General features: G+C 39.0%; 27 protein-coding genes. 6 read left to right on the top strand and 21 right to left on the bottom strand.

Annotated features, from left to right (window positions below; all coding sequences use genetic code 11):
- Window positions 1–131 precede the first annotated feature (131 nt).
- Window positions 132–731, top strand: coding sequence for a flagellar export protein FliJ (locus ND811_RS14525; RefSeq protein WP_265352773.1), 600 nt, complete (start codon window positions 132–134; stop codon window positions 729–731).
- A complete protein-coding gene (locus tag ND811_RS14520; RefSeq protein ID WP_265352774.1) occupies window positions 731–1,381 on the top strand; it encodes a periplasmic-type flagellar collar protein FlbB in 651 nt (216 codons plus the stop codon). Before ND811_RS14525 ends, ND811_RS14520 begins: the two co-directional genes overlap by 1 nt.
- A gap of 65 nt (window positions 1,382–1,446) precedes the next feature.
- On the opposite strand, the gene ND811_RS14515 is transcribed toward ND811_RS14520, so the two are convergent.
- From ND811_RS14515 to flhF, 9 genes are all read right to left on the bottom strand, one after another.
- Window positions 1,447–2,016 (bottom strand): guanylate kinase, encoded by a 570-nt coding sequence (locus tag ND811_RS14515; protein ID WP_265352775.1) that lies wholly within the window; start codon window positions 2,014–2,016, stop codon window positions 1,447–1,449.
- A complete protein-coding gene (locus ND811_RS14510) occupies window positions 2,013–2,297 on the bottom strand; it encodes a DUF370 domain-containing protein (RefSeq protein WP_265352776.1) in 285 nt (94 codons plus the stop codon). The genes ND811_RS14515 and ND811_RS14510 overlap by 4 nt, the downstream gene beginning before the upstream one ends.
- Before the next feature lie 12 nt (window positions 2,298–2,309).
- Window positions 2,310–3,182 carry a hypothetical protein gene (locus ND811_RS14505; protein ID WP_265352777.1) on the bottom strand — a complete coding sequence of 291 codons (873 nt, stop codon included), beginning with the start codon at window positions 3,180–3,182 and terminating at the stop codon, window positions 2,310–2,312.
- A gap of 48 nt (window positions 3,183–3,230) precedes the next feature.
- Entirely contained in the window at window positions 3,231–3,521 is a 291-nt protein-coding gene (locus tag ND811_RS14500; protein WP_265352778.1) for a hypothetical protein, read from the bottom strand.
- Between the two features lie 11 nt (window positions 3,522–3,532).
- Window positions 3,533–5,524, bottom strand: a complete 1,992-nt coding sequence (locus tag ND811_RS14495; protein WP_265352779.1) for a FapA family protein — start codon at window positions 5,522–5,524, stop codon at window positions 3,533–3,535.
- Between the two features lie 6 nt (window positions 5,525–5,530).
- Window positions 5,531–6,331 carry an RNA polymerase sigma factor WhiG gene (gene whiG / locus ND811_RS14490; RefSeq protein ID WP_039927380.1) on the bottom strand — a complete coding sequence of 267 codons (801 nt, stop codon included), beginning with the start codon at window positions 6,329–6,331 and terminating at the stop codon, window positions 5,531–5,533.
- A gap of 102 nt (window positions 6,332–6,433) precedes the next feature.
- Window positions 6,434–6,907, bottom strand: coding sequence for a hypothetical protein (locus tag ND811_RS14485; RefSeq protein WP_265352780.1), 474 nt, complete (start codon window positions 6,905–6,907; stop codon window positions 6,434–6,436).
- The gene (locus tag ND811_RS14480) at window positions 6,908–7,831 is read right to left on the bottom strand and encodes a MinD/ParA family protein (protein WP_265352781.1); all 924 of its coding nucleotides are present in this window, start codon (window positions 7,829–7,831) and stop codon (window positions 6,908–6,910) included.
- A 34-nt stretch (window positions 7,832–7,865) separates the two neighbouring features.
- On the bottom strand, window positions 7,866–9,203 hold the full coding sequence (gene flhF, locus ND811_RS14475; RefSeq protein WP_265352782.1) for a flagellar biosynthesis GTPase FlhF: 1,338 nt from the start codon (window positions 9,201–9,203) through the stop codon (window positions 7,866–7,868).
- 193 nt (window positions 9,204–9,396) lie between these two features.
- Between flhF and mnmC2 the strand changes: the two genes are divergently transcribed.
- Window positions 9,397–10,143 (top strand): tRNA (5-methylaminomethyl-2-thiouridine)(34)-methyltransferase MnmC2, encoded by a 747-nt coding sequence (mnmC2, locus tag ND811_RS14470; protein ID WP_265352783.1) that lies wholly within the window; start codon window positions 9,397–9,399, stop codon window positions 10,141–10,143.
- 1 nt (window position 10,144) lies between these two features.
- Window positions 10,145–11,332 (top strand): FAD-dependent 5-carboxymethylaminomethyl-2-thiouridine(34) oxidoreductase MnmC1, encoded by a 1,188-nt coding sequence (gene mnmC1, locus ND811_RS14465; RefSeq protein WP_265352784.1) that lies wholly within the window; start codon window positions 10,145–10,147, stop codon window positions 11,330–11,332.
- On the opposite strand, the gene lpxK is transcribed toward mnmC1, so the two are convergent.
- Window positions 11,280–12,365, bottom strand: coding sequence for a tetraacyldisaccharide 4'-kinase (gene lpxK / locus ND811_RS14460; RefSeq protein WP_265352785.1), 1,086 nt, complete (start codon window positions 12,363–12,365; stop codon window positions 11,280–11,282). The two genes, mnmC1 and lpxK, sit on opposite strands and share 53 nt — an antisense overlap.
- Before the next feature lie 26 nt (window positions 12,366–12,391).
- Window positions 12,392–12,670, bottom strand: coding sequence for a phosphoribosyl-ATP diphosphatase (hisE, locus tag ND811_RS14455; RefSeq protein WP_002989187.1), 279 nt, complete (start codon window positions 12,668–12,670; stop codon window positions 12,392–12,394).
- 97 nt (window positions 12,671–12,767) lie between these two features.
- On the opposite strand from hisE, the gene ND811_RS14450 reads away from it, so the two are divergent.
- Window positions 12,768–13,589, top strand: coding sequence for a thioredoxin fold domain-containing protein (locus ND811_RS14450; protein ID WP_265352786.1), 822 nt, complete (start codon window positions 12,768–12,770; stop codon window positions 13,587–13,589).
- Window positions 13,590–13,626: 37 nt separating this feature from the next.
- Here the strand turns inward: ND811_RS14450 and ND811_RS14445 are convergent, their stop codons facing one another.
- The 4 genes from ND811_RS14445 to ND811_RS14430 are packed head-to-tail and all read right to left on the bottom strand — an operon-like array spanning window position 13,627 to window position 17,199.
- A complete protein-coding gene (locus tag ND811_RS14445; protein WP_265352787.1) occupies window positions 13,627–14,931 on the bottom strand; it encodes a UDP-glucose dehydrogenase family protein in 1,305 nt (434 codons plus the stop codon).
- A 45-nt stretch (window positions 14,932–14,976) separates the two neighbouring features.
- Window positions 14,977–16,173, bottom strand: coding sequence for an ABC transporter ATP-binding protein (locus ND811_RS14440; protein ID WP_265352788.1), 1,197 nt, complete (start codon window positions 16,171–16,173; stop codon window positions 14,977–14,979).
- Between the two features lie 5 nt (window positions 16,174–16,178).
- Window positions 16,179–16,928 carry an ABC transporter permease gene (locus ND811_RS14435; protein WP_265352789.1) on the bottom strand — a complete coding sequence of 250 codons (750 nt, stop codon included), beginning with the start codon at window positions 16,926–16,928 and terminating at the stop codon, window positions 16,179–16,181.
- A gap of 55 nt (window positions 16,929–16,983) precedes the next feature.
- Window positions 16,984–17,199, bottom strand: coding sequence for an LIC12298 family protein (locus ND811_RS14430; RefSeq protein WP_265352790.1), 216 nt, complete (start codon window positions 17,197–17,199; stop codon window positions 16,984–16,986).
- A 275-nt stretch (window positions 17,200–17,474) separates the two neighbouring features.
- Between ND811_RS14430 and ND811_RS14425 the strand changes: the two genes are divergently transcribed.
- The gene (locus ND811_RS14425) at window positions 17,475–19,049 is read left to right on the top strand and encodes a hypothetical protein (protein ID WP_265352791.1); all 1,575 of its coding nucleotides are present in this window, start codon (window positions 17,475–17,477) and stop codon (window positions 19,047–19,049) included.
- On the opposite strand, the gene ND811_RS14420 is transcribed toward ND811_RS14425, so the two are convergent.
- The 6 genes from ND811_RS14420 to ND811_RS14395 are packed head-to-tail and all read right to left on the bottom strand — an operon-like array spanning window position 19,046 to window position 24,927.
- Window positions 19,046–19,543: an LIC_11959 family protein gene (locus tag ND811_RS14420; protein ID WP_265352792.1), complete on the bottom strand. Its 498-nt coding sequence runs from the start codon at window positions 19,541–19,543 to the stop codon at window positions 19,046–19,048. The two genes, ND811_RS14425 and ND811_RS14420, sit on opposite strands and share 4 nt — an antisense overlap.
- The gene (locus ND811_RS14415) at window positions 19,540–20,577 is read right to left on the bottom strand and encodes a HEAT repeat domain-containing protein (RefSeq protein ID WP_265352793.1); all 1,038 of its coding nucleotides are present in this window, start codon (window positions 20,575–20,577) and stop codon (window positions 19,540–19,542) included. Before ND811_RS14415 ends, ND811_RS14420 begins: the two co-directional genes overlap by 4 nt.
- Before the next feature lie 22 nt (window positions 20,578–20,599).
- Window positions 20,600–21,067, bottom strand: a complete 468-nt coding sequence (locus ND811_RS14410) for a response regulator (protein ID WP_265352794.1) — start codon at window positions 21,065–21,067, stop codon at window positions 20,600–20,602.
- Window positions 21,068–21,116: 49 nt separating this feature from the next.
- The gene (locus ND811_RS14405) at window positions 21,117–23,630 is read right to left on the bottom strand and encodes a glycogen/starch/alpha-glucan phosphorylase (protein WP_265368951.1); all 2,514 of its coding nucleotides are present in this window, start codon (window positions 23,628–23,630) and stop codon (window positions 21,117–21,119) included.
- A gap of 52 nt (window positions 23,631–23,682) precedes the next feature.
- A complete protein-coding gene (locus ND811_RS14400) occupies window positions 23,683–24,147 on the bottom strand; it encodes a DUF192 domain-containing protein (RefSeq protein WP_265352796.1) in 465 nt (154 codons plus the stop codon).
- A gap of 3 nt (window positions 24,148–24,150) precedes the next feature.
- On the bottom strand, window positions 24,151–24,927 hold the full coding sequence (locus ND811_RS14395; protein WP_407658912.1) for an enoyl-CoA hydratase-related protein: 777 nt from the start codon (window positions 24,925–24,927) through the stop codon (window positions 24,151–24,153).
- Between the last annotated feature and the right edge of the window lie 5 nt (window positions 24,928–24,932).

Raw genomic sequence — 24,932 nt, 5'->3', positions numbered from 1 at the left:
AGAAAGGCAACCAGGTCAAAATTTGCAGTTGTAAGTATTTACAGGACAATATTGCAAGTTTTACTCATTTTTTTAAAAATACGAGTAAAAAAGAGTACAAAAATTATTCAGAATCGAAGAAATAGACAGGTGTGAAACGATTCCGTTTTAGTTTAGAGACAGTTCTGAAACTTAGAGGTTGGCGAGAAGAAGAAGAAATCCGTCGACTCTCTTTAGTTGTCTCCAAACTCAATTCGCTTATCGGAGAAAAAGAATCCAATGAAAAAGAAATCGAATCTTCATACAATGCGATCCTAAATTCTTCCAAAGTGGGAACTAGCCTTTCTGATTATCTTTCCATTGAACAATACATCCAAGGCCTAATCCGAAGAAATGAGGATTTGGAAGCCCGAATCTTTGCACAAAATGAAGAAGTAAATTTAGTTCGCAAAGATGTGATGGTTGCTCGAATGAATAAAAAAGTGATCGAAGTTTTAAAGGATAAACGATTTGCCGAATGGAAGAAAAAAAGAAATCGAGCTGAACGAAGAGAAGTAGAAGAATTCAATCTTCAACTAAGCAAACAATCATTATTCGATTTAACAGAAAGTTTCACACCTGCGAAATCTAAAAAGATTCCACGTACATTTAAAATTTTGAACCGTGAAGATGGAGGTGATGAACTCACTTCTGACTTCAAAACTCTTCGTGATTTTTATGAAAAATACTACCTAGGAAAAGGGAAATCATAATGGCAAGTGTAACTGATAGCACAAGATCCTTCTTTTTAATCGTTCTTATTTTTTTCTTAATAGCCATTGGTTTTTTTGTTTTTGATTACTTTCAAGTCATCAATGCTGAAGATTATTTACCTTTCTTAAAAAAACAAGCTGGCCTAGTTAATCAAGATCTACTTTCTCCAACAGAATTAGAAAAATTGGAAATGGAAAAGGCAAAAGAAAGACTCATTGCTGACCGCGAAGAACTAGAACAAATGAAACGCGAATTAGAGGAAAAAACTTCTTCTCTTCATGCGGACAAAGAACGTTTGGAAGAACTGAAAGAAGGAATCCAACGAAAAGAAAAAGAGATGGCAGACAAATTGAAAAAAGACAATGCCAGGGCCGAAAAGGTTAAGGTACTTGCCAACAAAGTTGCCAACATGCCGCCGGAATCTGCGAGAGATATGTTAATCAATTGGCCCGATTATGATATCATAGAAGTGTTCGAACAAATGGATAAAGATGCAGAGGAAGAAGGAAGACAAACTATTACCACATACCTACTCACTCTGTTCCCGGCAGAACGAAGGTCTGTGATATCGAACAAATGGTTGGATGCGGGAGCAAAAAATGTTCCCAACTACGGTAAAAGTATTGATGAGGATAACGATGAACCTTAATGAGAAGCTGTATTTTTAAAATTTAATTCTGTAAAATAAATAGAATCATCGAAAACAAATCAATTCTAATTTTTATCTTTAGTCCCAGAGAGGATGGATTTAACTTCCTTTATAGCATCCTCTAATTGATCATTCACAACCACATAATCAAAGCTAGGTGCCTCAGCTAACTCTTTTATCCCATTTTCAATCCTTCTTTCAATACTCGTCTGGGAGTCGGTACCTCGGCGGATCAATCTTTCAATCCAAATATCTCTACTCGGTGGCTCAATGAATATGGTCACCGAGTCAGGTCGCATGGCTTTCACAGTTTTTGCACCTTGTACATCTAAATCTAAAAGAGCAACACGATGGTCGCGAATGGCATCGAGAATTGGACCTTTGGGAGTACCATAAAAGTTTCCATGTACTTCGGCCCATTCATAAAAATCACCAGAGTCGATTCGTTTTTTGAATTCTTCTACTGAGAGAAAGTAATAGGTTTTTCCTTCTACATCTCCGGGTCTTGGTGCTCTCGTGGTACAGGAAATAGAAAAATAGAAATCTGGATTTTCTTTGAGAAGAGCTGCGATGATAGTCGATTTTCCACCACCAGCCACAGAAGAGATAATATATAAATTTGGATTCACTTTCAATCTTCGGACTCCTCTTCTCCTTCTGCAAAATGATTGTCCCCAGACTCTAAGCGTTTGGATAAACTTTCTGCGCGAATGGCAGAAAGGAGGATATGTCCTGAATCTAAAACAAGAACAGAGCGAGTTTTGCGCCCTCCGGTGGCATCAATAAGACGGCTTTCTGACTTTGCTTCCGAACGCAGGCGTTTGGCGCCTGCAGAATCCGCCTGGAGGATGGTAAGAATTTTCGAAACGAATACAACGTTTGAAAAACCTACATTGAGAACCGGAAACGAAGACATGGAAACATATTTTTAGATTCTTCTAGATCGATCAAGTCGAATCGTTTCTATTAAATGAATTTCATGAATGCCTATATTCATTGCTTCCGAAATTTCTTCGTGTTTGTATCCCTTTTTGATGAGGTGTACAACTTTATCAATCTTTGTTGCAGATGGAGCAAGTTCTTCCAATGCAGATTCAATCGAAAGTTCCACTTTATCCAAACTCATTTTTTGATAAGATGCGAATGCCGGATCATTCGCTTTTGATACTTCATTTAAAAAATCTCTTTTTTTAGATCCTTCTGCAAGTTCGTTTCGAATCGCATCTGTAGATTTTTCTTCAGTAAATGGATTTCCACCTACCGTATAATTCATCTTAGGTTGAAAAGTAGGAACTTCTAGGTTAGAAGTTGTTTCTGCAGAAGGTGACTGCATTTGTTCCATTCCAAAAATCCCTTTGACCGCTTTTCCCAATTTTCCAAAGGCTTGGTTTACGGCTCCTTCTGTGGTTTCCACATCGTCGCTTGGAACAGGAATTTGATTGGCTTGGTAAATTTTTCCAATCCCTGTCCTTTGTTCTTTGATATCAAGTGCCGGTTCGTCTTTCGGAGGTTCTGGAATTAATTCCGATTTCATGGAAAGACCAGTGGATTGATAATGTTTGAATTCTTTTACCAAAACTTCACCTCGTTCCATCATAGCACGAAGCGCCACCATCTTAGATTCAATGACAGCAACAGTGGCATCTAACTCTCGTATGGTTTCTTGGGTGGCCATATCAATGGCTCGGTTTAATTTTTTATCGTAATATTCCGAGACTGCTTTTTGGACTTTTGCAGAGATGAATACATACATCATCCCACAAAATAATAAATTAATCAAAACAAGAGAAAAGAGCTCCATGACATTCTCCTACAGAACATTTCCAACAACATTCCGGAGCGACTGCTCTTAAGCTTTTAAATCAAAACGAGATCCTCTTTCCAAATTAGGACGGTCAAAAATGACTCCTTCTTTAGTGTAAGCGTAAACCGAATTTTCTTTATCTTGTTTCGGTTTCATCGCCGAACCCTGGTTACCTGATTTTGTATCTGGAACCGTTTGGGCTCGGTTTTGGGTTTGGATCACAACCTTTTGCAATTCTACCACCTGGTTTTGGTGGGTGAAGGGATTCTCTGCCTGGGCCCTACGTGCAAAATCGTAGTGGTGCGTGAGACTTGCGAAGTTTTCGTTGAGAATCATCGAAATCCCTCCTAATTCTTAGACTTACCACGGCCTCTCTTTTTTCTCCAGTCATTTTTCGTTTCATCAGGATCTTCATAAGGCATACTACGAACCTGGGATTCTTCTTCGTAAAAGGTCTTAGCCTTCGTCTCGTGGCGGAGTTTGAACTCTGCATTGCGGATACGAATGGTAACTCCTGGGAAAATGGTCTTCTCGACCGAAATACGCCCACTGGCGGCCTGTTCGTCCATGTATTCGGTAAGTGTCTGGATGTCTTTACCAGCCTCGGCAATGCGCTTCTCCAGCTTTTTGGTGCCGGCGTCCAGTTTCTGCAAATGAGCATCCTGTTCAGCAGTAAAACTCGCAGGATCGGCTTCTTTTCTTGCCTTAAGTGTTCTCATGGTCTTTGTGAGTTGGTCCAGTTTGTCCTGGTTCTCTTTTCTTTTTTCTTCGTATTCCTCGATCTGTTTTAAGATCTTCGGATTGTTTCCCACGATAAGATCTGTTTGTGGGTTGGCCTGAGAACCTATGATTTTGGCAGAGATCAACTGGGCGGCCTGGATAGTCCCTCCCACAATTTGTCCGCGTTTCCCTTTGCAGGAAACCTTTCCACCTGCCATGAGATGGGAATGTAAAATTCCCTCCTGAACGATGATGTCTTTTTCAGTGATACAAGTAGCATTTTGAATGAACTTGGCTACAATGTTACCTCCAGTAGATTCGACCCTAGCTTCCTCTCTTCCTGTCACCCCTTGACGAACGATGATATCACCATCTGCTTCCACAATGGCTTTTTGGACCGTTCCATAAATTTCAATATTACCTGCGGCTTTTACAGAATAATTATCTTCGACGTTTCCTGTGATGATGATAGAGCCAAGGAAGGTAACATTTCCTGTACGAACTCCCACATCTCCATTGATACGGTAAACAGTTTCCACAGAAAGCCTACCCGCAGCATATAACACCTGTCCGTTCACCTCTGCGGTAAGTCGCATTTTATCTTCTGATAATATAGTTCCCTTACCTTGTTTGAGTTCGGTATCCAAACCGTCCTTGGCAGGTAATACCATTCCGAATAAATTGCGGCCAAACTTTCCTTTCTCTGCAGGAATTTTTTCAGCTAACAGCTGACCAACGACAACGTTTTCGATCATATCTAGGTCTTTGTAATCGACTCGACCTGACTGATCTTCTTTGAAGTTGATTTTCTTTTCCGTACGAACATAGTATTTGATTTCTGCATTTTTCCCATTTACCGGGAAATCACCTTCCGCCCCAATGAATGGTTTATTATGAATGTCTTCATCCAAACAACGTCTAATTTCATCTTCTTTTAGACCATGAGCCACACCCATTCCTTTTAGTGCGGCGACAACATCAGCAACTTCTAAATCGCGACCGCCAGGTCTTGCTGGAAAAACGGTCACAAAGGCACGCATATTTTCTTGCGCAATTTCAACATTGCAACTCGAATCATTTCCTGGTTTTGGTTTTTGATTTGAGATGAGGACAGGTTCCCCTTTTTTCTCTTTAAGAATTTTATTGATTAGGTTTTGATCGACTCCAGCCACCCCACGAAACGAAAGTTTCTTGGAAACATCAGCCATTGTCATTTCCAAGCCTTCCCCAGTGGGAGGATAAACTGTTAAAAATACACCGGTTCTGTATATCTTTACTGTAACACGGCCGTCTTTATTTTTAGGGGTAACGAGGTCTTTTAGGTCTTTGGAAACTAATTTTCCACTACCACCTGTTAAATGCTCATCAAGTAGACTTAACTCGTCCAAAAGCATATCATCTGGAATGATAGAAGCGCGAATATGAAATGGTTCCGAAAAGAATAAGGATTTCTTTCCTCTTTTTAAGACAGTGTAATCAATTTCGTGGACTTTGCGTCCCAAGTGCTGTGATGCAATTGCCAAACACTCTTCTATGGTATCGGCAATAACCTCCACTTGTTCTTTTTCCTTACGATCGAACTCTTTCAGTTCCTCTGTAAGAAATTCTGTGAGAGACATCTTCGGTTACCTTTTTTGGATCGCTGATTTTACTTTAGAGAGTTTACTGCGAAGTCTAGCGACTGCTTTTGTATGGAGCTGCGAAATTCTTGATTCCGTAACTTCCAAAACTTCACCGATTTCTTTTAAGGTGAGGTCTTCATAATAATAAAGTACAATAACTTTCTTTTCTTTTTCAGGAAGTGATTGGATCGCTTCTACAATTACGTTTTTAATTTCTTCTTTTTCGATGATATTGTCAGGATTCATATTCATCGGAGATTCAAGAGTTTCCATAAAGGAAACTTCATCGTTCTCATCACCGAGAAACCAAATATCATTTAATGAAACAAGTGAGGTTCCAGAAAGTTTTGCAAGAAGAGAGTTATATTCTTCCATAGAGACGCCGAGTTCTTTTGCGATCTCTTCATCTTCTACTTTTTTGCCTTCTTTGTTTTCAAGCATGGCAATGATATTTTCCAACTGTTTCGCTTTCTGACGGATAGAACGAGGGATCCAGTCCACACTTCTGAGTTCGTCAAAAATGGACCCGCGAATTCGAGTCATCGCATAAGTTTTGAATTTAATTTCACGAGAAGGGTCAAACTTCTCAATTGCGTCTAACAGACCAAAGACGCCATAACTGACCAGGTCCTCAAACTCCACGTTTTGAGGCATACCAATGGCGATTCGACCTGCCACGTGTTTGACGAGAGGGGAATATTTTTCGACAAGGTAACTTCGGATCTCCGCATCCTTTGTGACACGGTATTGTTTCCAAAGATCTGTCTCATCAAACTGATTGTATTTGTCTAGCAATCTTGACATAGGGAACCGAAGTACGGAATCTCTTTACTTTATAGAAAAAATCGTAAAGAAAGGGAAATTACAAGAGGATTTTTTCTTATGTCCTCTAAAAACGGTAATTTTTCAACCGTCTTGAGGATCATCCTTCGCCATCATGGTGCGAATGGCCTCTGCCATGAGTTTTGGCTCGTTTTTGATCGCAATTTTATCCACAATGATATGATCTCCGAATTTTCCTGACTTTGCCATAGCCAATTTGGCGTCCATTGCTTGGTCGCCCACCTGTTGGACTCCAAAATCGTCGGACCCAGCCGATTCAGAACGAGTGGATTCCATTCCCCCATGCTCCTGGTCATAATCCTCGGAATGACCATCGCCACCCAACCCACCGATAGAAAAGGTACTTAAAAATTCTAAAAATTCAGGAACTTTCTTTTGTAAGACAGAAAATACACCAAAACCCAGTCCTCCAAAAGCAAATGTAGAGATAAGGGAGACAAAAAAGATATACCCAAGACGGTTTCCAACAAGAAATCCGCAAACGGAGCTGATCACTGCCCCAAGGATGGCAAATCCGAGTACAAATCCGATCAACACTTAGTTGTCTTCCTCCATCTTTTCTTCCATTTCCTTTTCTTTGAAATCCACAAAGCTAAAGAATTTTTTGAAAAAACCAGTAAGGCCTTCTTCATCACTATAACCACCTTCAGTTTGTAAAAGGGTATGGGTGACTCTTGTGAGACAGGCTGCTGCTTTGGAACGCGGTGCTCCAATAATGAATGGCTTTTGTTCCCGGATGGATTTTTCTACTTCTTCATCTTGGAAGATAAAACCCAAGTTTTCCACTTGGACTTCCAAAAATTGACCAGAGATATCGATGACACGGTCTGCTACTTTTTTTCCTTCGATGGCAGAACGCACCCGGTTCACGATGATTTTTAAATTTTTGTCTTTGGATTGGGAAACAATTGATTTGATGAGTCCATAAGAATCTGTAATCGAAGTTGGCTCTGGGGTGGTGACCACAATCACTTCATCGGCTGGCATTACAAGACCGATGACATTGGCAGAAATTCCTGCTCCCGTATCAATGATCATCACATCATAACGATCTAACTCTGCAAATCCTTTGATTAAATTATTTCTTTGCGTTTCGTTTAAGTTGGCTAGTTGCGAATACCCAGAAGCGCCCGCGATGATGTCCACACCTTCCGGTGTAGAAATGACGATGTCTTTGAGAGACTTATGGCCTTTGACTACATGGTATAAATTGTATTTAGGAATGATACCAAGAAGGACGTTTACATTGGCAAGACCCAAGTCACCATCAAAGATTAAAACCTTAAGTCCTGTTTTGGCAATGGAAATGGCGAGGTTGACAGAGACTGTACTTTTCCCCACTCCCCCTTTTCCAGAGGCTACCGCAATGATTTTAGTTTTTTTGGCCGTTTCCTGGGGTTGAACCAATTTTAATCCAGCACCAGATTCCGTGAGCTTTCTCAGATTTGCAGCTTGGTCCATCGTTACCCCTAGGTTTTCAGGATAACGACGCTCGTTAAACGGTCTTTTCGAAGACCTCGCCCGCTATCCCTTTCAATTTTTCAGGAAAAATCACACATTCGGCAAGAAGTTTTTTCGAGGCATTCAGGATATCAAAAGGAACATCCTGGCCTACACTTAAGAATGCGAATTCCCTGTGAATAGTATCGGCTAATTCCACTACAGAACCTAAAAATTCTGCTTCATCCAGCTTGGTTAATAAAATTCTTTTATAGCCGACGGACTCGTATGCGTTTGCTACAGCAAGAGCATTGTCTTTCGAAACCGTGGAAGAAAGTACGAGGATGGTTTCAATATAATCCTTTTCCCCAAATACTTGGTAGAATTCCTGAAGTTTTTCTAGATTTTCTGATTTTCTATGGGAGTAACCTGCCGTATCCACGAGGATGAGTTCAGACCCATCTCGGACAATTGTCTCTTTCATTTTACGAAGATCTTTTGCGGCATAAAATGGTAAACCCATAGCATCCGCATAAAACTTAAGTTGGTCGATGGCGGCAATCCGGTAGTTGTCTGTTGTATAAAGGGATACTTTTTTTCCCATGTGCAAACTGTACTTTGCTGCTAGTTTTGCAATGGATGTAGTTTTTCCAGATCCAGTCGGTCCTACAAAAAAAATCACCTTTCGTTTCCCACGGGGAGTTCCACTAAACAAATCAGAATCTATCTGGATTCTTTCTTCTAAATAAGTAACTGCTCTGTCAGTTACATTGGCATACCGAGTGAGGTCCACTGCCGATAACCTACGTTCCAAAGCAATCGCCATCTCTTCTAAAAATCCAGAAGACATTCCTTCGTTTAACAAACGATCTATGAGTTTTTGAATGTGGGGGTGTCTTTCCGGGAATTGGAGTTTTGAAGGAGCAGGAACTTCCAAAATGGAGTCTTTTGCTTCCGAGATCGATAATCCAACTGGTTTCTCTTCTAGAGTTTCTAATTCATAAACAGGAGGATTTTGTCTACGGCGGCGCTCCGAAAAAGGACGAACGGAATCGATATTTTTTTTACGATGGAGATTTGCCCCGATCGAATGAGATGGTTGGTTCGATGCCATTCCCACAAGACCTGATTCAGGTAAGGATTCTGTTCTTTGTTTTTGTTTGATGAGTTCTTTAAGATCCTTTAACTTACGTTCAATTCTCTCTTTGGAATTTTGTTTTTCAGGGACCCCTACATCGATTTCATACATACGTTGGGCCATAAGCCCTGTGCCAAAAAGTCCACCTTCCGTGATCACTCTCTGGTCATAGAGGTGAGCCTCTGGACCGTATTTCATTTTCATCTGCATAATGCAGTCTTGTAAGTCTTTACCTCGGATTTTTACAAAATCCATAGAATATCCCCCGAACCTGGGAAAAATATGAAGAGTACCCTCCTTTTGGAAAGCCTTTTTTATGAGACATAATAATTTCAGAGATGTCCCCTGTCCATCCTAGAAATTAAGTCTTGTTTGAGAAGGTTCTGCCTTGGCGAAAGATTGGGTTTCCAACGAAGGCTAGGACTCGAAAGATGGGGATAGACTCCCGATGGAACCAAAAACAACTTTAGGTCCTCTAAAAAACGAAATCGAATTCAAAGACGGGGTTCCCGTCTCCCTTTTATTCGACGATGTGTATTTTTCAAAACAGGGGGGATGGGAAGAATCCAGTTATGTGTTTTTAGAAGGGAATCAAATCCCATCCAAACTGGCAAAAAAAGGTCATTCCATTTTTTATGTTGGTGAATTGGGATTTGGATCCGGACTCAATTTATTTGTGACTTTGGATTTTTGGAAATCTATACCAAGTCCCCCTCAGGTTACATTTATGAGTCTTGAAGGATTTCCTTTAAAGAGAGATATTTTACTCACATTAAACAAAAGTTACCCGGACAAAAAGTTATGGTCGGAAGATTTACTTTCCTCTTACGAATCTGCCATAAATCTTTGGACCAAAGATCCAACTCAAAACTTATGGACATACACATGGAACCATAGTTCCAATCAAAGCACATTCACCTTACAAGTATTTTTTGGAGATGTAAGGCTATCATTACCGCAGTTTTTAAAAATACATTCTTGGTATTTGGATGGATTTTCACCTGGGAAAAACCCAGATATGTGGTCTTTAGATACGCTAAAAGAAATACAAAAAAAATCCAATCCAGGAACTAGTTTTGCTACCTTTTCTTCAGCTGGTTTTTTGCGCAGAAATCTCACCGAACTGGGGTTTGTCGTAGATAAGAAAAAAGGATTTGGTCGGAAACGAGAAATGATCTTTGGGTTTTTAAAATAAAATGCAAAATAAAACGGCCGTAGTTGTGGGCGCAGGAATTGCAGGAGCCAGCATTTCTTTAGCACTAAAACAAAGAAATATAGAAACGATTTTAATAGAAGCTGACACAGGTCCTGCAAAACATGCAAGTGGGAATCCGATAGGAGTTGTTTACCCATTTCTCACCAAACACAAACTAGCTGAATCAGAATTTTCCCTCGCTTCCTTTCTTTATTTCCTTTCGATTTGGGAAAAATTTCGCTTAAAAAATCTAGTACCTCATGTAGACGGGATTTATTTTTTACTAGATTCAAAAAACACATACGATCGTTATACAAATGCCCTCATCTCTCATCAAATTCCTATTTCATTAGCAAAAGAAAGTATAGAACCGTTCTCAAACCTTCCTTCTATTTTTTTTCCAGAAGGAAAATCCTTATCCCCTGTTTGCCTTACAAATCAATTATTAATTTTATCAGAACCAACAATTAAATATTCAACCAAGTTACTAGATTGGGAAGAATCAGAAAACGGAACAAAGGTTATCTGCCAAACCGACGGAGGCAAAATTGAATGTGATTATTTATGCCTAACACAAGGATACCAATTTGCAGATGATCCAAATTTGGCATGGTTGCCTTTAAAAAAAGTAAGAGGGCAAATAATAAAATTTCCAGAACAAAATCCTACTAATAGCCAAGGAATCCTCTATGGTGATTATATTACACCAGCGATAAACGGATATCAAGTATTAGGTGCGACCTTTGACGAATTCAAGTTAGATGAAAATCCAAGACCGGAAGAAACCGAAAATCTATGGAAAGAGTTATCCAAAAAACTACCCAATCTAGTCTCACAATGGGATCCTCAAGATCCGCAGTCATTTTCACCGAGAGTGAGTTATCGAACGCAATCACAAGATCGTCATCCCGTTGTAGGCAAATTGCCGAACTTGTCCAAACTAGATTTGTCGATTACCTATCAAAATTCGCTGAAAAATTCCCAAAAAAAGATAAATATCCCTTATTATGAATCCGTGGGCATTCTAAACGGGCTCGGTTCCAGAGGCCTCACACATGCATTGTATGCTGCAGAGATTTTAGTTTCTACGATGTTGAAAGAACCAAACTCAATTCCTGAGCCGATCTTTAACTCACTCAAACCCGATCGATTTTTGATTCGTATGTGGAAACGAGAGCAGCTAACATAGATTTCAAATCCTTTTCTTCTTCTACCGAAACTTGGATCAGAATCAGAAAAACTCTTATTTTGCGACGAACAAGCTCTGCTAAAAAAGTGTCATCAATTCTCATTTTAATCCAATCTTTTTCCGTTGTAATCAAAATCTCATCCGTTTGTATTTCATTTAATAAAACAAGTAAGGAAGATGATCTATATTCAAAATGGTCAGGAAAAAATTTTGTTTTTATAGAATTCGAAAACAAAATCGATTTTGCAGTTTCATATACATTCTTAGGATTTCCAACACCTGTAACCAAAAAATATTTCAAGTTAGAGAAGGAATCCACCGGATTTGTATGATAAGTTAAATTTTTATTTATGACTACTTCGTGAATTGAAGATTGAAACCTTGAGTGAAACATCGGAAGACTTACATCGTTTCGAGTTAATATCTTTTTATATCCATCCAAACGAAATTTGTTTTGCGAGGTAAGTTTAGTAAAAACTATCGCATTAGCCCGTTTTGTATTTCTAATAGGTTCCCTTAAAAATCCTAATGGGAGGGTCATCCCATTTCCAAATGCAGAATTTGCATCTAACAAAACAAAATCAAAATCTCTATAAATTGCTTTGTGTTGGAACCCATCATCAAGAATCACAATATGTTTTTTCGAAACCACCTGGTTGTAACTGAGAAAAGATGTTTTCCGATCTCTACCGATAATTACCTGTATATCAGGAAACATTTCTTTGTGTTGGCTTGGCTCATCTCCGTATAACTTAGGCTCTAATCCATTTGGTAAAATAGCACCTTCTTTACTTTTTTCTGCCTTATAACCTCTTGATAAGATTGTAATCGCATAACTAGGATAAGTTTGATTAAAATATCGAACAAGGTATTGTACAAAAGGTGTTTTTCCAGTTCCACCTACGGTTAGATTTCCGACGCTAATGACTAAAACATCAGGTAAATGGTAGGAGGATGTCCCTCTTTGTGACCACCAGAATAAAAACTGGTAGAGGAAACTCAGAGGGTAAAACAAATATAAAAGTAATTTCATTTAGTTTCCAGTAGGAAACCGACAACTTAGCTGTGGCGTTTTTCTAATTCTTTGGCAATGGTAGAGAGACTGATTCCTTTTTCTACCATAAGGACTTCTAAATGAAAAACCAAATCGGCAATTTCATGAATCAGTTCTTTTTCATTGGGATTTTTTGCCGCAATGATGACCTCACCTGCTTCCTCTCCAATTTTTTTGAGAATTCGGTCAACCCCATCACGGAAGAGCTCAGCAGTATAAGACTTTTCAGGCAATTCTTCCTTACGTTTGCGGAGTAGTTCTTCCAATTTCAGTAAAAATTCCATATTTTGACCTTCTAGCGACCATAGAAACTGCCCATTCCATTTCGAAAAAGCGAAAATTGACTATTCAAATGAAGAGATTCTCAATAGAATTCAATGAATGGTTCGTAAGTTTTTACCGTTTTTTTTTCTCCTATCTACGAGTGCTTTATTTTCCGAATCCCCTTGGGGAAGTTCCATCCAAAAAGGATTTGAGGCAGCAAAACAGGACAAAAAATTTATCATTGTGGATGTATTTGCTGATTGGTGTACTTACTGTTTAGTCTTAGAAAAAGAAATTTTTCCTGATCCAGAAGTCAGTCGCGTATTAAATAGTTTCGTCAAAGTTCGGTTAGATGGAGAAGAGTTTCCTAACTTAAGAAAAAAATACAATATAGAAGGATATCCTACTATATTATTTTTGGATGGAGATGGAAACTATGTGACAAAAATTTCAGGCCTTGCTACAAAAGAAGACATATTAGGTGTATCCAAGAGAATCCTCCAAGAACCAAACCTGGAATCTTACTTAAAAACAGAACTGAGGCGAAATACAAATAGTCCAGACATCCATTTTCGGCTGGGTTTATTATACTTTCAAAACAAAGAGTTTGAAAAAGCAGAACAACAATTCTCAGATGCTGTCCAAAAATCCAAAAATCTAACGATCCTTAAAGAAAATGCACATTTTAACTTAAACTTGGTTAAATCCATTTATGGCCCGAAAGAATCTGCGGTAAAATCCTGGAGGGAATTCTTGGAAACCTATCCAACCTCCAGCCGCAAAATTACAGCGAAACTATACTATGGACTTACGCTAAAAGATGCAGGGGAATCAAAACTTGCAAAAGTTGTTCTTACAGAAATCAAACCACAATTAACCACTGAAACAGATAAATCAATGTGTAACGAAGCTTTGTCGGAAATTGAAAGAGGATTTTAGTCCAACCAAAAGATTACTCTCGGTTGGACTTTAAAGTTTATCGGTTACCGATAGAATAATAAGTAAAACCTAACTCAGACATCAAAGATGGTTTGTATTGGTTTCTACCATCAAAAACCAGGGGAGATTTTAGAAGGCTTTTGATTTTGGTAAAATCAGGTTCTCTAAACTCTCTCCATTCAGTCAAAAGCAACATGGCATCTGCACCTTGAAGAGCGGAATAAGCATCTTTTTTGTATTCGACCTTTCCATCAAAATAATACTTAGATGTTTCCGCCGCCGCAGGATCAAACACTTGGATTTTGGCTCCGTTTTTATGTAATTCATAAATCAAAGGAATGGAAGGTGCTTCTCGCATATCATCTGTTCCTGGTTTGAAAGACAAACCCCAAATACCAAAAGTTTTTCCCTTCATATCTGTTGATTTGAAATGTTCGAATATTTTGTCTGTTAAACGAGTCTTTTGTTTTTCGTTTACATCTTCTACCGATTGAATGATATGCATTGGAGCATTTACTTCTTCTGCTGTGCGTAAAAGGGCTCTTACGTCTTTTGGAAAACAAGAACCACCGTATCCTATCCCTGCATATAGAAACTGACGACCAATTCTAGAATCGGTTCCCATTCCTTTTCTCACATCATCATAATTAGCGCCGAGTGCATCACAAAGATTAGCAATTTCATTTACGAAAGAAATCTTTGTCGCAAGGAAGGCGTTACATGCATATTTTGTTAACTCCGCCGAACGAATGCTCATCGTAATGATGGGGTTACCGTTTAATACAAACGGAGAATAGAGTTCGCTCATTTTTTTGGCAGCAACGTCTGATTCGGTACCGATGACAACTCGCTCTGGTCGCATAAAATCATCAATGGCCGCACCTTCTTTCAAAAACTCGGGATTGGAAACCACATCAAACGGATGTTTTGTGTGTTGTGCAACAATCGCCTTTACTTTGTCTGCGGTTCCCACAGGAACTGTGGATTTATCTACAATGATTTTGTATCCATTCATTGTTTTACCAACTTCTTCAGCCACGGCAAAAACAAACCTTAGGTCCGCAGAGCCGTTATCCGAAGTGGGAGTACCTACTGCGATAAAAACAAATTCAGAAGACTCAACACCGTCTTTGAGCGAAGTGGAAAAATTAAGTCTCCCCTCTTTATGATTGCGTTCGACCAGTTCAGAAAGGCCTGGTTCGTAGATGGGGATGATCCCTTTTTTTAGGTCACTGATTTTCTTTTCATCTTTATCAATACAAATTACATCATTGCCATATTCAGCAAAACAGGTTCCTGCAACGAGGCCCACATATCCGGTTCCAACGACACAAACTTTCATAGGATTTCCAGAATTTAGTTTTTTCCTTTAAAGGAAACCGTTTTTCTACTCAGATTTGGGAAGAGTTTGGAATGAAAATTCGGTGGGTAAATGACAAATGCCGACGAATTTTTCGATTTTACCTCGTTCGACCTCAAAGTCCAAAATGGATTCGGCCCAAAAATAACTGCCTTCCAAATGGGATTCTCCTTTGTGGATGGAGATTCCCAAACTGTATTTCCCATCGCTAAACTGGATAGGAAATTGGAATTCGACAACCGATCTTTCCCATTCGCGGATTTCTAAACTTTGGTTTCCTAAATGATGAGAGTTAGTTCCAAAAATGCGAATGCCTTTTTCACTATCGATGTGAAATCCAATGGTTCCGTCGGTGATTGGTTTTGCGGCCTTAAATTCGATCCGTAGAACAGCTGTATCACCGAGGAAATGGTGGCGAGTATCCAGTCCCTTGGAATTTTTTAATGAAATATGAATGTCCTGAATGGACTCAGAAAAATGAATAGAAGGATCTGTCGCACCTGCTAAAACATGCATATATTCTTCGATAGTTTCTTTTGGGTTGCCATCGAATAACAATTGTCCCTTGTTTAATAGGATCGCCCTTGTACAAAAATAGGAGATGAGTCCAAGGTCATGACTCACAACTAAAATACAAGAACCCAAATGGGAAAACTCTTTGATACGTTTTAGGCATTTTTGTTGGAAACTGGCGTCTCCCACAGCCAATGCTTCATCTACGATTAGGATATCGGGTCGTTTGGCAGTAGCTAGACTAAAACCAAGCCGCATCGCCATTCCTGAGCTATAATTTTTTAAAGGTGAATTTCTAAATTCTTTTAACTCTGCAAATTCAAAAATTGAGTCCGTGAATTCTTTGATCTCGGCTGGTTTGTATCCCCAAACCAGCCCATTATAATAAACATTTTCTTCCCCAGAAAGCTCAGGATTAAAGCCAACACTAAGTTCAAGCAGAGCGCGAACCGATCCGTTGACAATTAAGTTTCCCTTATCTTTACGGATCACCCCAGTGATTAATTTCAAAAGTGTTGATTTCCCTGCCCCGTTTCGCCCAATGATACCAAGAATTTCACCAGAACCAACAGATAGATCTATCGACTGTAAGGCGGTAAATTTAGAATCGATCCCAAAATACCCGAAACTCAGGCCGGCAAGGATTCTTTTCCAAGGTTTCGAAAATCCATGATAGTCTTTCGATAGATTTTCTAATACAACTGAAGCCATAAAGATTAAAGGTGATCCAAAATCACCGATTGGAACTTACGTTTAGAAAGTAGATACACTAAAAAGAAAAAAAGTAAAAAAGGTAAAATTTGGAGCCAATCAAATTGTGGAATATAACCCGGAATGACAGAAGTACGAAAAATATCTAAAGGAATGGTAAATGGATTCAAACGATTCCATTCTTTTAAATACCCGGTAGGATAATATAAAACAGGGATTCCCCAAAATACCAACTGACTCACCAAACGAATCAAAGGTGAAATATCTTTTAATAAAATATTTAACCTAGAAAGATAATGAAGAAGTAACATCAAATAAAGCCCGGATAAAACTAAAACCAAATACCCAACAAAAATTCCCGAAAGATTTAATTTTCCAGAATAAGCTAAATAGAAAAATACAGGGATAGAAGTGACGAGGCTGTGAATGAGAAACTGAACATATGGAATCCATAAAAATAAATCGATACCGAGACTAGAACGTTTGAGTAAACTACGATTGTCAGTTAGAATTCCTGTTCCCCTGACCAAAAGCTCTTGAATGGGAATCCAATAGAGGAGTCCCGTTAAAAGATAAGCGGTGAAGTCTTCTTGGGTGGATGGGTCTTTTAAGTTCAGTACTAAAAAGACTAAGGCGTACAAACTGATAAGGACCAAGTTTTGCAGAAACATCCAGGAGATCCCGAGGAAAGATCCTGCATACTGCAACGCATAGTCACGCCGAACAAGAGCCCAAAGTATGGATACTTTCTCCATACTTTGATTGTCGGCCTAGGGCCTCTGGTTCTAGAACCAGAAGCCTATTTTTGATCTACATCTTCCTTAAGTTCTTTTGGCCAAGATTAGAGAGACTTGGGGACACCCACTCTCCATTTTGGACCACTTCCCCTTGGAAGGCTTCCATCAAATAATCTTCGAAGGTCTTCCCTGTTTGGTTTTGGGAAAATCCCTTTTTAGGACCTTGCCCTGCGAGGCCTTGGTCCTTGTGGCGGTTGTAAGCGGGTTGTTGGATGGATCGAACGATCATAGGTTTTTCCTCCCCGTCATCTTTTTAGACGACATAAAAAATAAAAATAATACCAATAATATACTAAACGCTTGTTTACACTACTTAACATTTGAGAAGTTAAGTCAATATTTTTTTCACGTTTTTATCGGTTTCTATCTATAATTTAGCATTCCCCTGGGACAAAACCCGCCCTCTCTCTGATTTTTTTTAATGGGAGATTTAGAATATGTCCCTTTTTGGAAAAAAGCAATCGTACTTAGGGCAAAAAATGGAAATTTTAAACCCCAATCCTGGTGGATTGGCAGAAATTTGGGGTTATTTTATGGATCTCGTTTGTACAAACTTTGTTTGCTGTAGAAAAAAAACCAGATCAGGTTTCGGTTCCCCAACTGTTAAAAGCAGGTTTCCCTCCCCATTTGGCAGCCGCTTGGAAAGAAAAGTCCAAACAAACCCCTGAAAAATTTTTGGAATGGAAAAAATCACTAAAAGGAAAAGAGGCAGCCCTTGTTTCCAAGGTTTGGAAAGAACAAGAAATTTCACTTTTTAACAACAAACAAAGGTTTGCTGATAAAAATCCATACCAAAAGAACGAAAGAAATCCTGAAAACAAAAAGAATTCAAAAACCAAAGAAACAACATCGAAACCCAAAGAAGCACCAGACACTAACGATGAACTTTTTTTTGGAATGAGTTACCAAAATTTAGATGTAAGGTATCTTCCAAGAAAGGAAAAAAATCATTCTTCTGTTTTTCTCGGTGGCAGAGGAAAAGGACAAATTTTGATCTTAGAAAAACGAGATGAAGAATTCTCCTATGGAACAAATCTTACATACCGAAAATTTCGATTCACTTCAGGAAGCCGTTACAAACCCATTCCTCATTTTTATTTTGCCAAAGATCCAAATTTCTATTCTCAATTGGAACGAACTGGTTCTCCGCTCCCCCAACCCATTACACTTTCGAACTTCTTAGGTTATCGATTGTTAAATAATACAAAAGAATTTGAATTTGGGATTTATCATGCTGCTGCCTTTTCTTCCTATCCGGGACTTTATTTTGTCTCACCAAACAAATCCTATTCGGGAGTTTGGTCGGCCGGAGATAATAAATCCAGTTTGTACATCAATGATTCTTGGAATCATAAAGACTGGGGTTCTCATAGAATCCAATCAGAATCCATATACAACAAACAAGAATCGGTTGGGTTCGTTTATTTAAAATCAGAATCACCAGGATCCCAATTCTTCCTTGATGCCACCGCATACAGAGACTCTCCCTTACTCTACGGAGTTGTATCACCAGAAGAAGTTAGACCACAAATCCCACAAAGTTTAGGTTATACAAGAATGAGTTTTAAACATTTAATTGGATCGGAATTCTTAAGTTCTGTAGAAGGCCATCAGTATGAAAATGGGAGATCAGGATTTTTTCCATTGTTCTTCAGTGATTGGGGGAACCTAATTTATAGATACCGGGAATACAATGAATCAGGAAACTACCATTGGAACGAAATTGGCCGAGCTGGATTTTATGAATGGAGGAAGGAAAAAGCTGTGGTCTCCTTTGGATTTGAATCGAGAGAAAATGGAGGCCAATGGGAAGGGAAACTAGCCATCCCTTTCGGAACTAACAACTTACTTGAATTAAGTGGCATTTTCAGAGAAGGACAACCAAAAACTAGGGCATGGTTTGAAAACTGGACTTACGCAACAGATTTTAATATCAACTTAACTGATAGAGAAGAAATCATCAAACTAAAATGGGTAAGCCCCTTTATTTCATTAAACGTTAGTTATTCGGAAAAAGAAAATGATCCGAACCCCATTTTATTCATCAATTTTCAATTATTACAAAAAATTGAGCTTTAATAAAGAAGGTCGTCAGTTCGGACCTCTATGTATTCAATTAACTTAAAGATAGGCACCGATTGTCTATCAGCAAATTCTTTAGGTTCGGCAGGGAGTTTTTTGGGTGTAGGGAGAGAAGATCGTTTTCCTCTTTCATCCACAGAATAAAAATAATAACCAATCCATTCACCTTTCACTCGGTATGGATTTCCTGGAAACAAATCCTTCACAAAAACTTCAGCATCCAAATCGAATTTATTTCTTCTATACCGGTAATGAATTTCGTCCCCGTTTAGATCATAAAAAACAACGAAATCACCTTGTTTTCCTTTATAAAACAACTTCCACTCCAAAGGGAAAGTTCCAGACTTCTGAAACTCTGCTTTCCCGTCCAAAACTCTTTTCTCTGAATGTGAAATTAGACCCGTATAACGAACATTATCTTCGGAATAGAGATTGGTTTTGGAAATCATCAATAAAAAAATACAAATAGAAGTAAAAACTTTCCAATTCATTTGGGTTCTTCTTCCGATTTTTCTTCCGGTGATTTTTCTTCTTCAGGGGACGTTTCTTTTCCATTGATTTGATCGATAGCTTTTTTTGCAGCTTTCTGCACTTTTGGGCTTGGGTCACGGTCCCTTTTGTATTCCAACAATTCCAATGCTTTGGGGTCTTTTAGATTTCCCATAAATTCAATGGCCCGAAGTCGCACCATACTATCATCATCTCGAGCAAATTCATTCAATTCTTGGAATACTTCTTTGTCTCCCATCGTAACAAGGGCACCAATGGCATAAATCTTTAAGGATTGTGCTTTTTTGGCATCCAACTTTCCTGCTGTTTTTTTAAGAGAATCAAGTAATTCATATAACTTTGGTTTTGCTGTCTCTGATTTTAATTTCCCCAATGTATTCATAGAATAACATCTTAACGTAGTTGGTTGGATTTCATCAAAGGCAACTTCCATAAGGGCCGACTCTGCATCTGTATATAAAACTGAACCGAAATATAAAGCAATTTGACCACGCATATCAGCATTATTAAATTTTTCACGGAACTTGGTTTCTAAGAAAGGAGCAGCTGTCTTTCCCTCTGGCAATTCCCCAAGTGCGCTGATATAAAGGCTTAGTGAGTTAGAATTTTTAGTAAAATCTTCCTTTTTTACTTTTTCGAGTAAGGGACTTGTTGCTTCCGCTAATTTCATTTTTTTAGCAGAAGTCACTGCTTGTTTGGCTACATCTTCATTTACATCTTCAAACAAACTAATGATAGTTTCTTTGTTTTCTTTTAAATCCAAGTCACCAATGGTTTTTAAGAGGACAATTTTCATCCCCATATCTTTTTCTGTTTTTAATTGTTCACCAACTAATGTATAAAGTTCACTGGCACTTTCTTTTGGAAAACGAGTGAGCTCACCCAATGCTTGTTTTCTTTCCTGACTAGTTCCATAACGAACCATCTTAGAAAGCACATCTTTTTTTTTGGCTAACTGTTCTGGACTGAGCTCTTTCTCCTTCCCCGAAATCGAAGAAAGAGAAAGAAAAATCAAAAGTATAAAGAGGAGATTTTTTTTACTGCTGGGATTCCAATTCGATGATACGGCGGTTAAGAGCTTGGATAAGATGTTGGTTTTCCAAGTTTTGTCTGAACTTATCGAGTAGGTCTTTGATGTCTTTGGATAGTTCATCAATGTTCCAAGGTTTTTCGACATACCGACTGAGTCCCCCGTTGTTAATGGCATAAATGGCAGAATCAAGTCCCGCCTGACCTGTCAAAAGGATTTTGATCGCATCGGGAAGGCGGTGGTGCACCTGCTCCAAAAATCGATCCCCTTTCATTCCAGGCATCACTTGGTCAGAAACAATCAACTCTACGATGTCGTTGCTACTGATGATTTCGTCGATGAGAGAAAGAGCTTCTTCGGCACTACTGGCAGTCTCGATGATATGGGATTCGCCAAATCGAGCCAGGAGTTGTTCCGCAAGCGTTTCCAATACCGATACTTCATCATCGACACATATAATATAACCTTTACTCATTTGGGACCCTTTCCTTGGAACAATACAACCTTAGTTCTTTTATGTCGATTCAGTTTTGTGGCAATTTGTAGATAGTTTTTGGAGGAACTGTGTCAAGGAGCGGGACCTGCCAGATATCCTTCGCATACTCTCTGATGGTTCTATCTGAAGAAAATTTACCTGAACGTGCTACATTTAAGATGGATTTTTTAGTCCAAGTGGTCTCATCCAAATAATCTCTCGCTACTAGGTTTTGGGTTTCGTCATAGGCATTAAAATCAGCCATAAGTAGATAATTGTCTGTATAATACAGACTATCGTAAATGGGGCCAAAAATTCCAGGTTCTCCCATAGAGAAAAAATTCTCACGGATCATGAGAAGCACCCGATGCAGTTCATCGTTTTTGCGAATGTAATCGGCTGGTTGGTATCCTGCTTCTTTCAAACGAAAAACTTCTTCTGTATGGAGTCCAAAGATATAAATATTTTCAGGCCCCACTTCTTCGAGAATTTCCACATTGGCACCATCCAAAGTTCCAATGGTCAATGCACCGTTTAACATAAATTTCATGTTACTAGTTCCAGAGGCTTCGGTTCCCGCTGTCGAAATTTGTTCAGAAAGATTACTACCTGGGATGATTTTTTCCGCTAAACTCACTCGGTAGTTAGGCAAAAAAACCACTTTCAACCTATCCGCTACATCAGGGTCACGGTTGATGATCCATGCCACATTGTTGATGAGTTTGATGATAAGTTTGGCCATATAATAACCGGGGGCAGCCTTCCCACCAAAAATAACGGTTCGTGGTGTCATTTCACGAGATGGATTTTCTTTGATTCGTCTGTACAAAGCAATCACTCGCAAGATATTTAGAAGTTGGCGTTTGTATTCGTGAAACCGTTTGATTTGTACATCGATGAGTGATTTTGGATCGATGGTGATTCCAGTTTCGCTTTTGATAAGTTTGGCCAATTCATCTTTGGCCGTTTGTTTCACAAGTCTCCAATCATTTTGGAAGTCGGCATCATTCACAAAAGTTTCCAGTTTCTTTAAGTGGGAAAGATCTGTTGTAAATTCGTTTCCGATTCGTTTGGAGATTAGATTCGCCAAACTCGGGTTTGATTGGAGTAACCAACGACGAGGAGTGATTCCATTGGTTTTGTTATTAAATTTTTCAGGGAATACCTTGGTAAAGGCTTGGAAAATGGTTTTTTTAATGAGGTCAGAATGTAGTTCGGCTACCCCATTGACCCGGTACGATCCAATGACAGCCAAGTTTGCCATTCGTATCCTTTTTTCATTTCCTTCTTCAATGATACTGACTCTTTGGATTTCCTCATCTGACAAAATCCCTTTGTTACGAACCTCGGTCAAAAAACGATGATTGATTTCATAAATGATTTCTAAATGTCTTGGTAAAAGTTTTTCAAAAAGTTCCACTCGCCAAGTTTCCAAAGCTTCTGGCAAAACTGTATGATTAGTATAAGAAAAAACTTTTGTGACGATCTCCCAAGCGGGTTCCCAATCCATCTCCTCATTATCCAGAAAAACTCTCATAAGCTCTGCAATCCCGATACTTGGATGAGTATCATTCAATTGGATGGCAACGTAGTTCGGAAGTTCTTTCAAATTTTGTGTAGATTCACGATATTGAGTTAAGATGTCTTGGAGAGAGGCACAAACCATAAAGTATTGTTGCTTTAGTCTTAGCACCTTTCCTTGTTCGGTGGTATCATTAGGATACAATACTTTAGAAATATTTTCTGAAATGGATTTATCTTGTACGGCTTTCATGTAATCACCGTGATTAAAATAATCCAAATTAAACTCTTCGGAAGATTTTGCAGCCCAAAGTCTTAAATAGTTCACCGTACTCGTGTTAAATCCTGGGATGGGATAATCATGCGCCGACGCAAGTACTGTTTCATCAGGAACCCAATCATGTTGGAGTTTTCCTTTCCCAGAAACCCTTGTTTCGGTATGTCCAAAAAAACCAACGGAAAAAGAGATATCAGACCTTACCACCTCATATGGAACCCCGTCTGCATCCCAGTGGTCAGGCATCTCCAACTGGCTTCCGTTGGCAATGATTTGGTTGAAAATCCCATAATCATAACGAATTCCATACCCAAACCCAGGGACATTCAGAGTAGCCATCGAGTCTAAAAAACAAGCTGCAAGCCTACCAAGTCCACCATTACCAAGCCCAGCATCAGTTTCAAATTCTAAAACATCTGTAAGTTCAAAACCAATGCCTCTAAGCATTACTTGAATTGTTTCGTATAACCCAAGATTGATGAGGGCATTCATTAGAGTGCGCCCCATTAAAAATTCTAAAGAAAAATAGAAGACACGTTTGGGATTTTCATTTCTATAACGTTCATGAGTGACATTCAACCGGTCGATTAAAAAGTCTCTAATCGTATGGCCAAGTGCTTTGTATATATCTTCGTTTTTAAGATTGAACCTATTTTTTCCAATGGTATATTCCAGATGGTGAGCAAATTGTTTTTCCATCGAAGCCAAGTCGGCTTTTTGTTCTTCTGATAAAAGGGTAATTAAACGAGGATTGTTGACAACCATGCTAAAGGATGGTAAGGAACTGCCGGAAGAGATTCAAGTAAAAAGAAAAAATTTAATCGCGCGCGGAGACCTTTCTTTCCAAAGTAAGGACGGCATCTTTTCCAATTTTATGTTTGGCGAACCAACCTTGATTGACTTCCAAAGCATACATAGCCGGTTTTCTCGCGTTATAAACTTCTTCCGTTTGGTTGGGTTTCATATCGAATGATTCTAAAAGTCGCATATCTTCTGAAAAGTAACCAATTGATAAAGGGATGAGTGTGTTCTTCATCCAAAAACTTAGATAATCAGGACGAGGAAAAACAAAAAGCATTCCTTCATCCTCTCCCAGTTTCGTGCGATACATAAGTCCTGTCGCCCTAGTAGAGGGGGTGTTCGCAATTTCTAATTTCAAAACTCGATCAGCAACACTACCAAAGAGAATTTCGGGAGTGTTGGTTTGCGACGGATAGGATTCTGCTTGTTTACAAACAGAAAGTGTCAATAAAACTAGTAGAATTCCAATCCGTGTTCTCATAGACTATCCTTTGAAGTTTGGTTTTCTTTTTTCAAGAAAAGCCGAAAGACCTTCTTTGGTTTCTTCGTCGGCAAACCTTCCACCAAAAAGTTGTTTTTCCCAATCCAATCCTCGATCCATATTGGTTTCCAATCCTTGGCGTATCGCAGTTTTTGCCGCCTTGATTGCGTTAGGCCCACGTGATAAAATAGTAGAAAGAGTTTTTTCAGATTCGTTTAGTAACTCTGCAGGTTCGGTGACTTTATTGATAAGGCCGAGTCTATATCCTTCTTCCGCAGAAATCATATCACCGGATAAAATAAGTTCTGTTGCTCTTCCGACTCCAATAAGCCTAGGAAGTCTTTGGGACCCGCCAAAACCTGGTAGTAATCCAAGTGTCACTTCAGGTAAACCTAATTTAGCAGGAGTTGCCGCATAACGAATGTCACATGCCATAGCTAATTCCATTCCTCCACCCAAACAAAATCCATTGATAGCAGCAATAGAGATAAGACTTGATAACTCCATCTTTCTAAATACAGTTTGCCCTAGCTCTGAAAAAGCTTGGCCTTCCCGTACATTAAACTCTTTCATTTTTGCAATGTCTGCTCCGGCAACGAAAGCCTTTCCTTCGCCAGTAAGAATAAATCCTCTCACTGCCTGATCGGATTCCAATTTTTCCACCATTTCACCAATTTGAGTGATGACTACATCGTTCAGTGCATTTAGGGCCTCTGGCCTTTTGATCGTGACAAGAGCAAAATTGGATTTAATTTGAATATCTAAAAAAGACAAATGAATTCTCC

The sequence above is a fragment of the Leptospira soteropolitanensis genome, from assembly GCF_026151655.1.
In the GTDB taxonomy this organism is placed as follows: domain Bacteria; phylum Spirochaetota; class Leptospiria; order Leptospirales; family Leptospiraceae; genus Leptospira_A; species Leptospira_A soteropolitanensis.
Note: the sequence above shows the minus strand (reverse complement) of the source record. Positions and strands in the feature narration are given on the sequence as shown.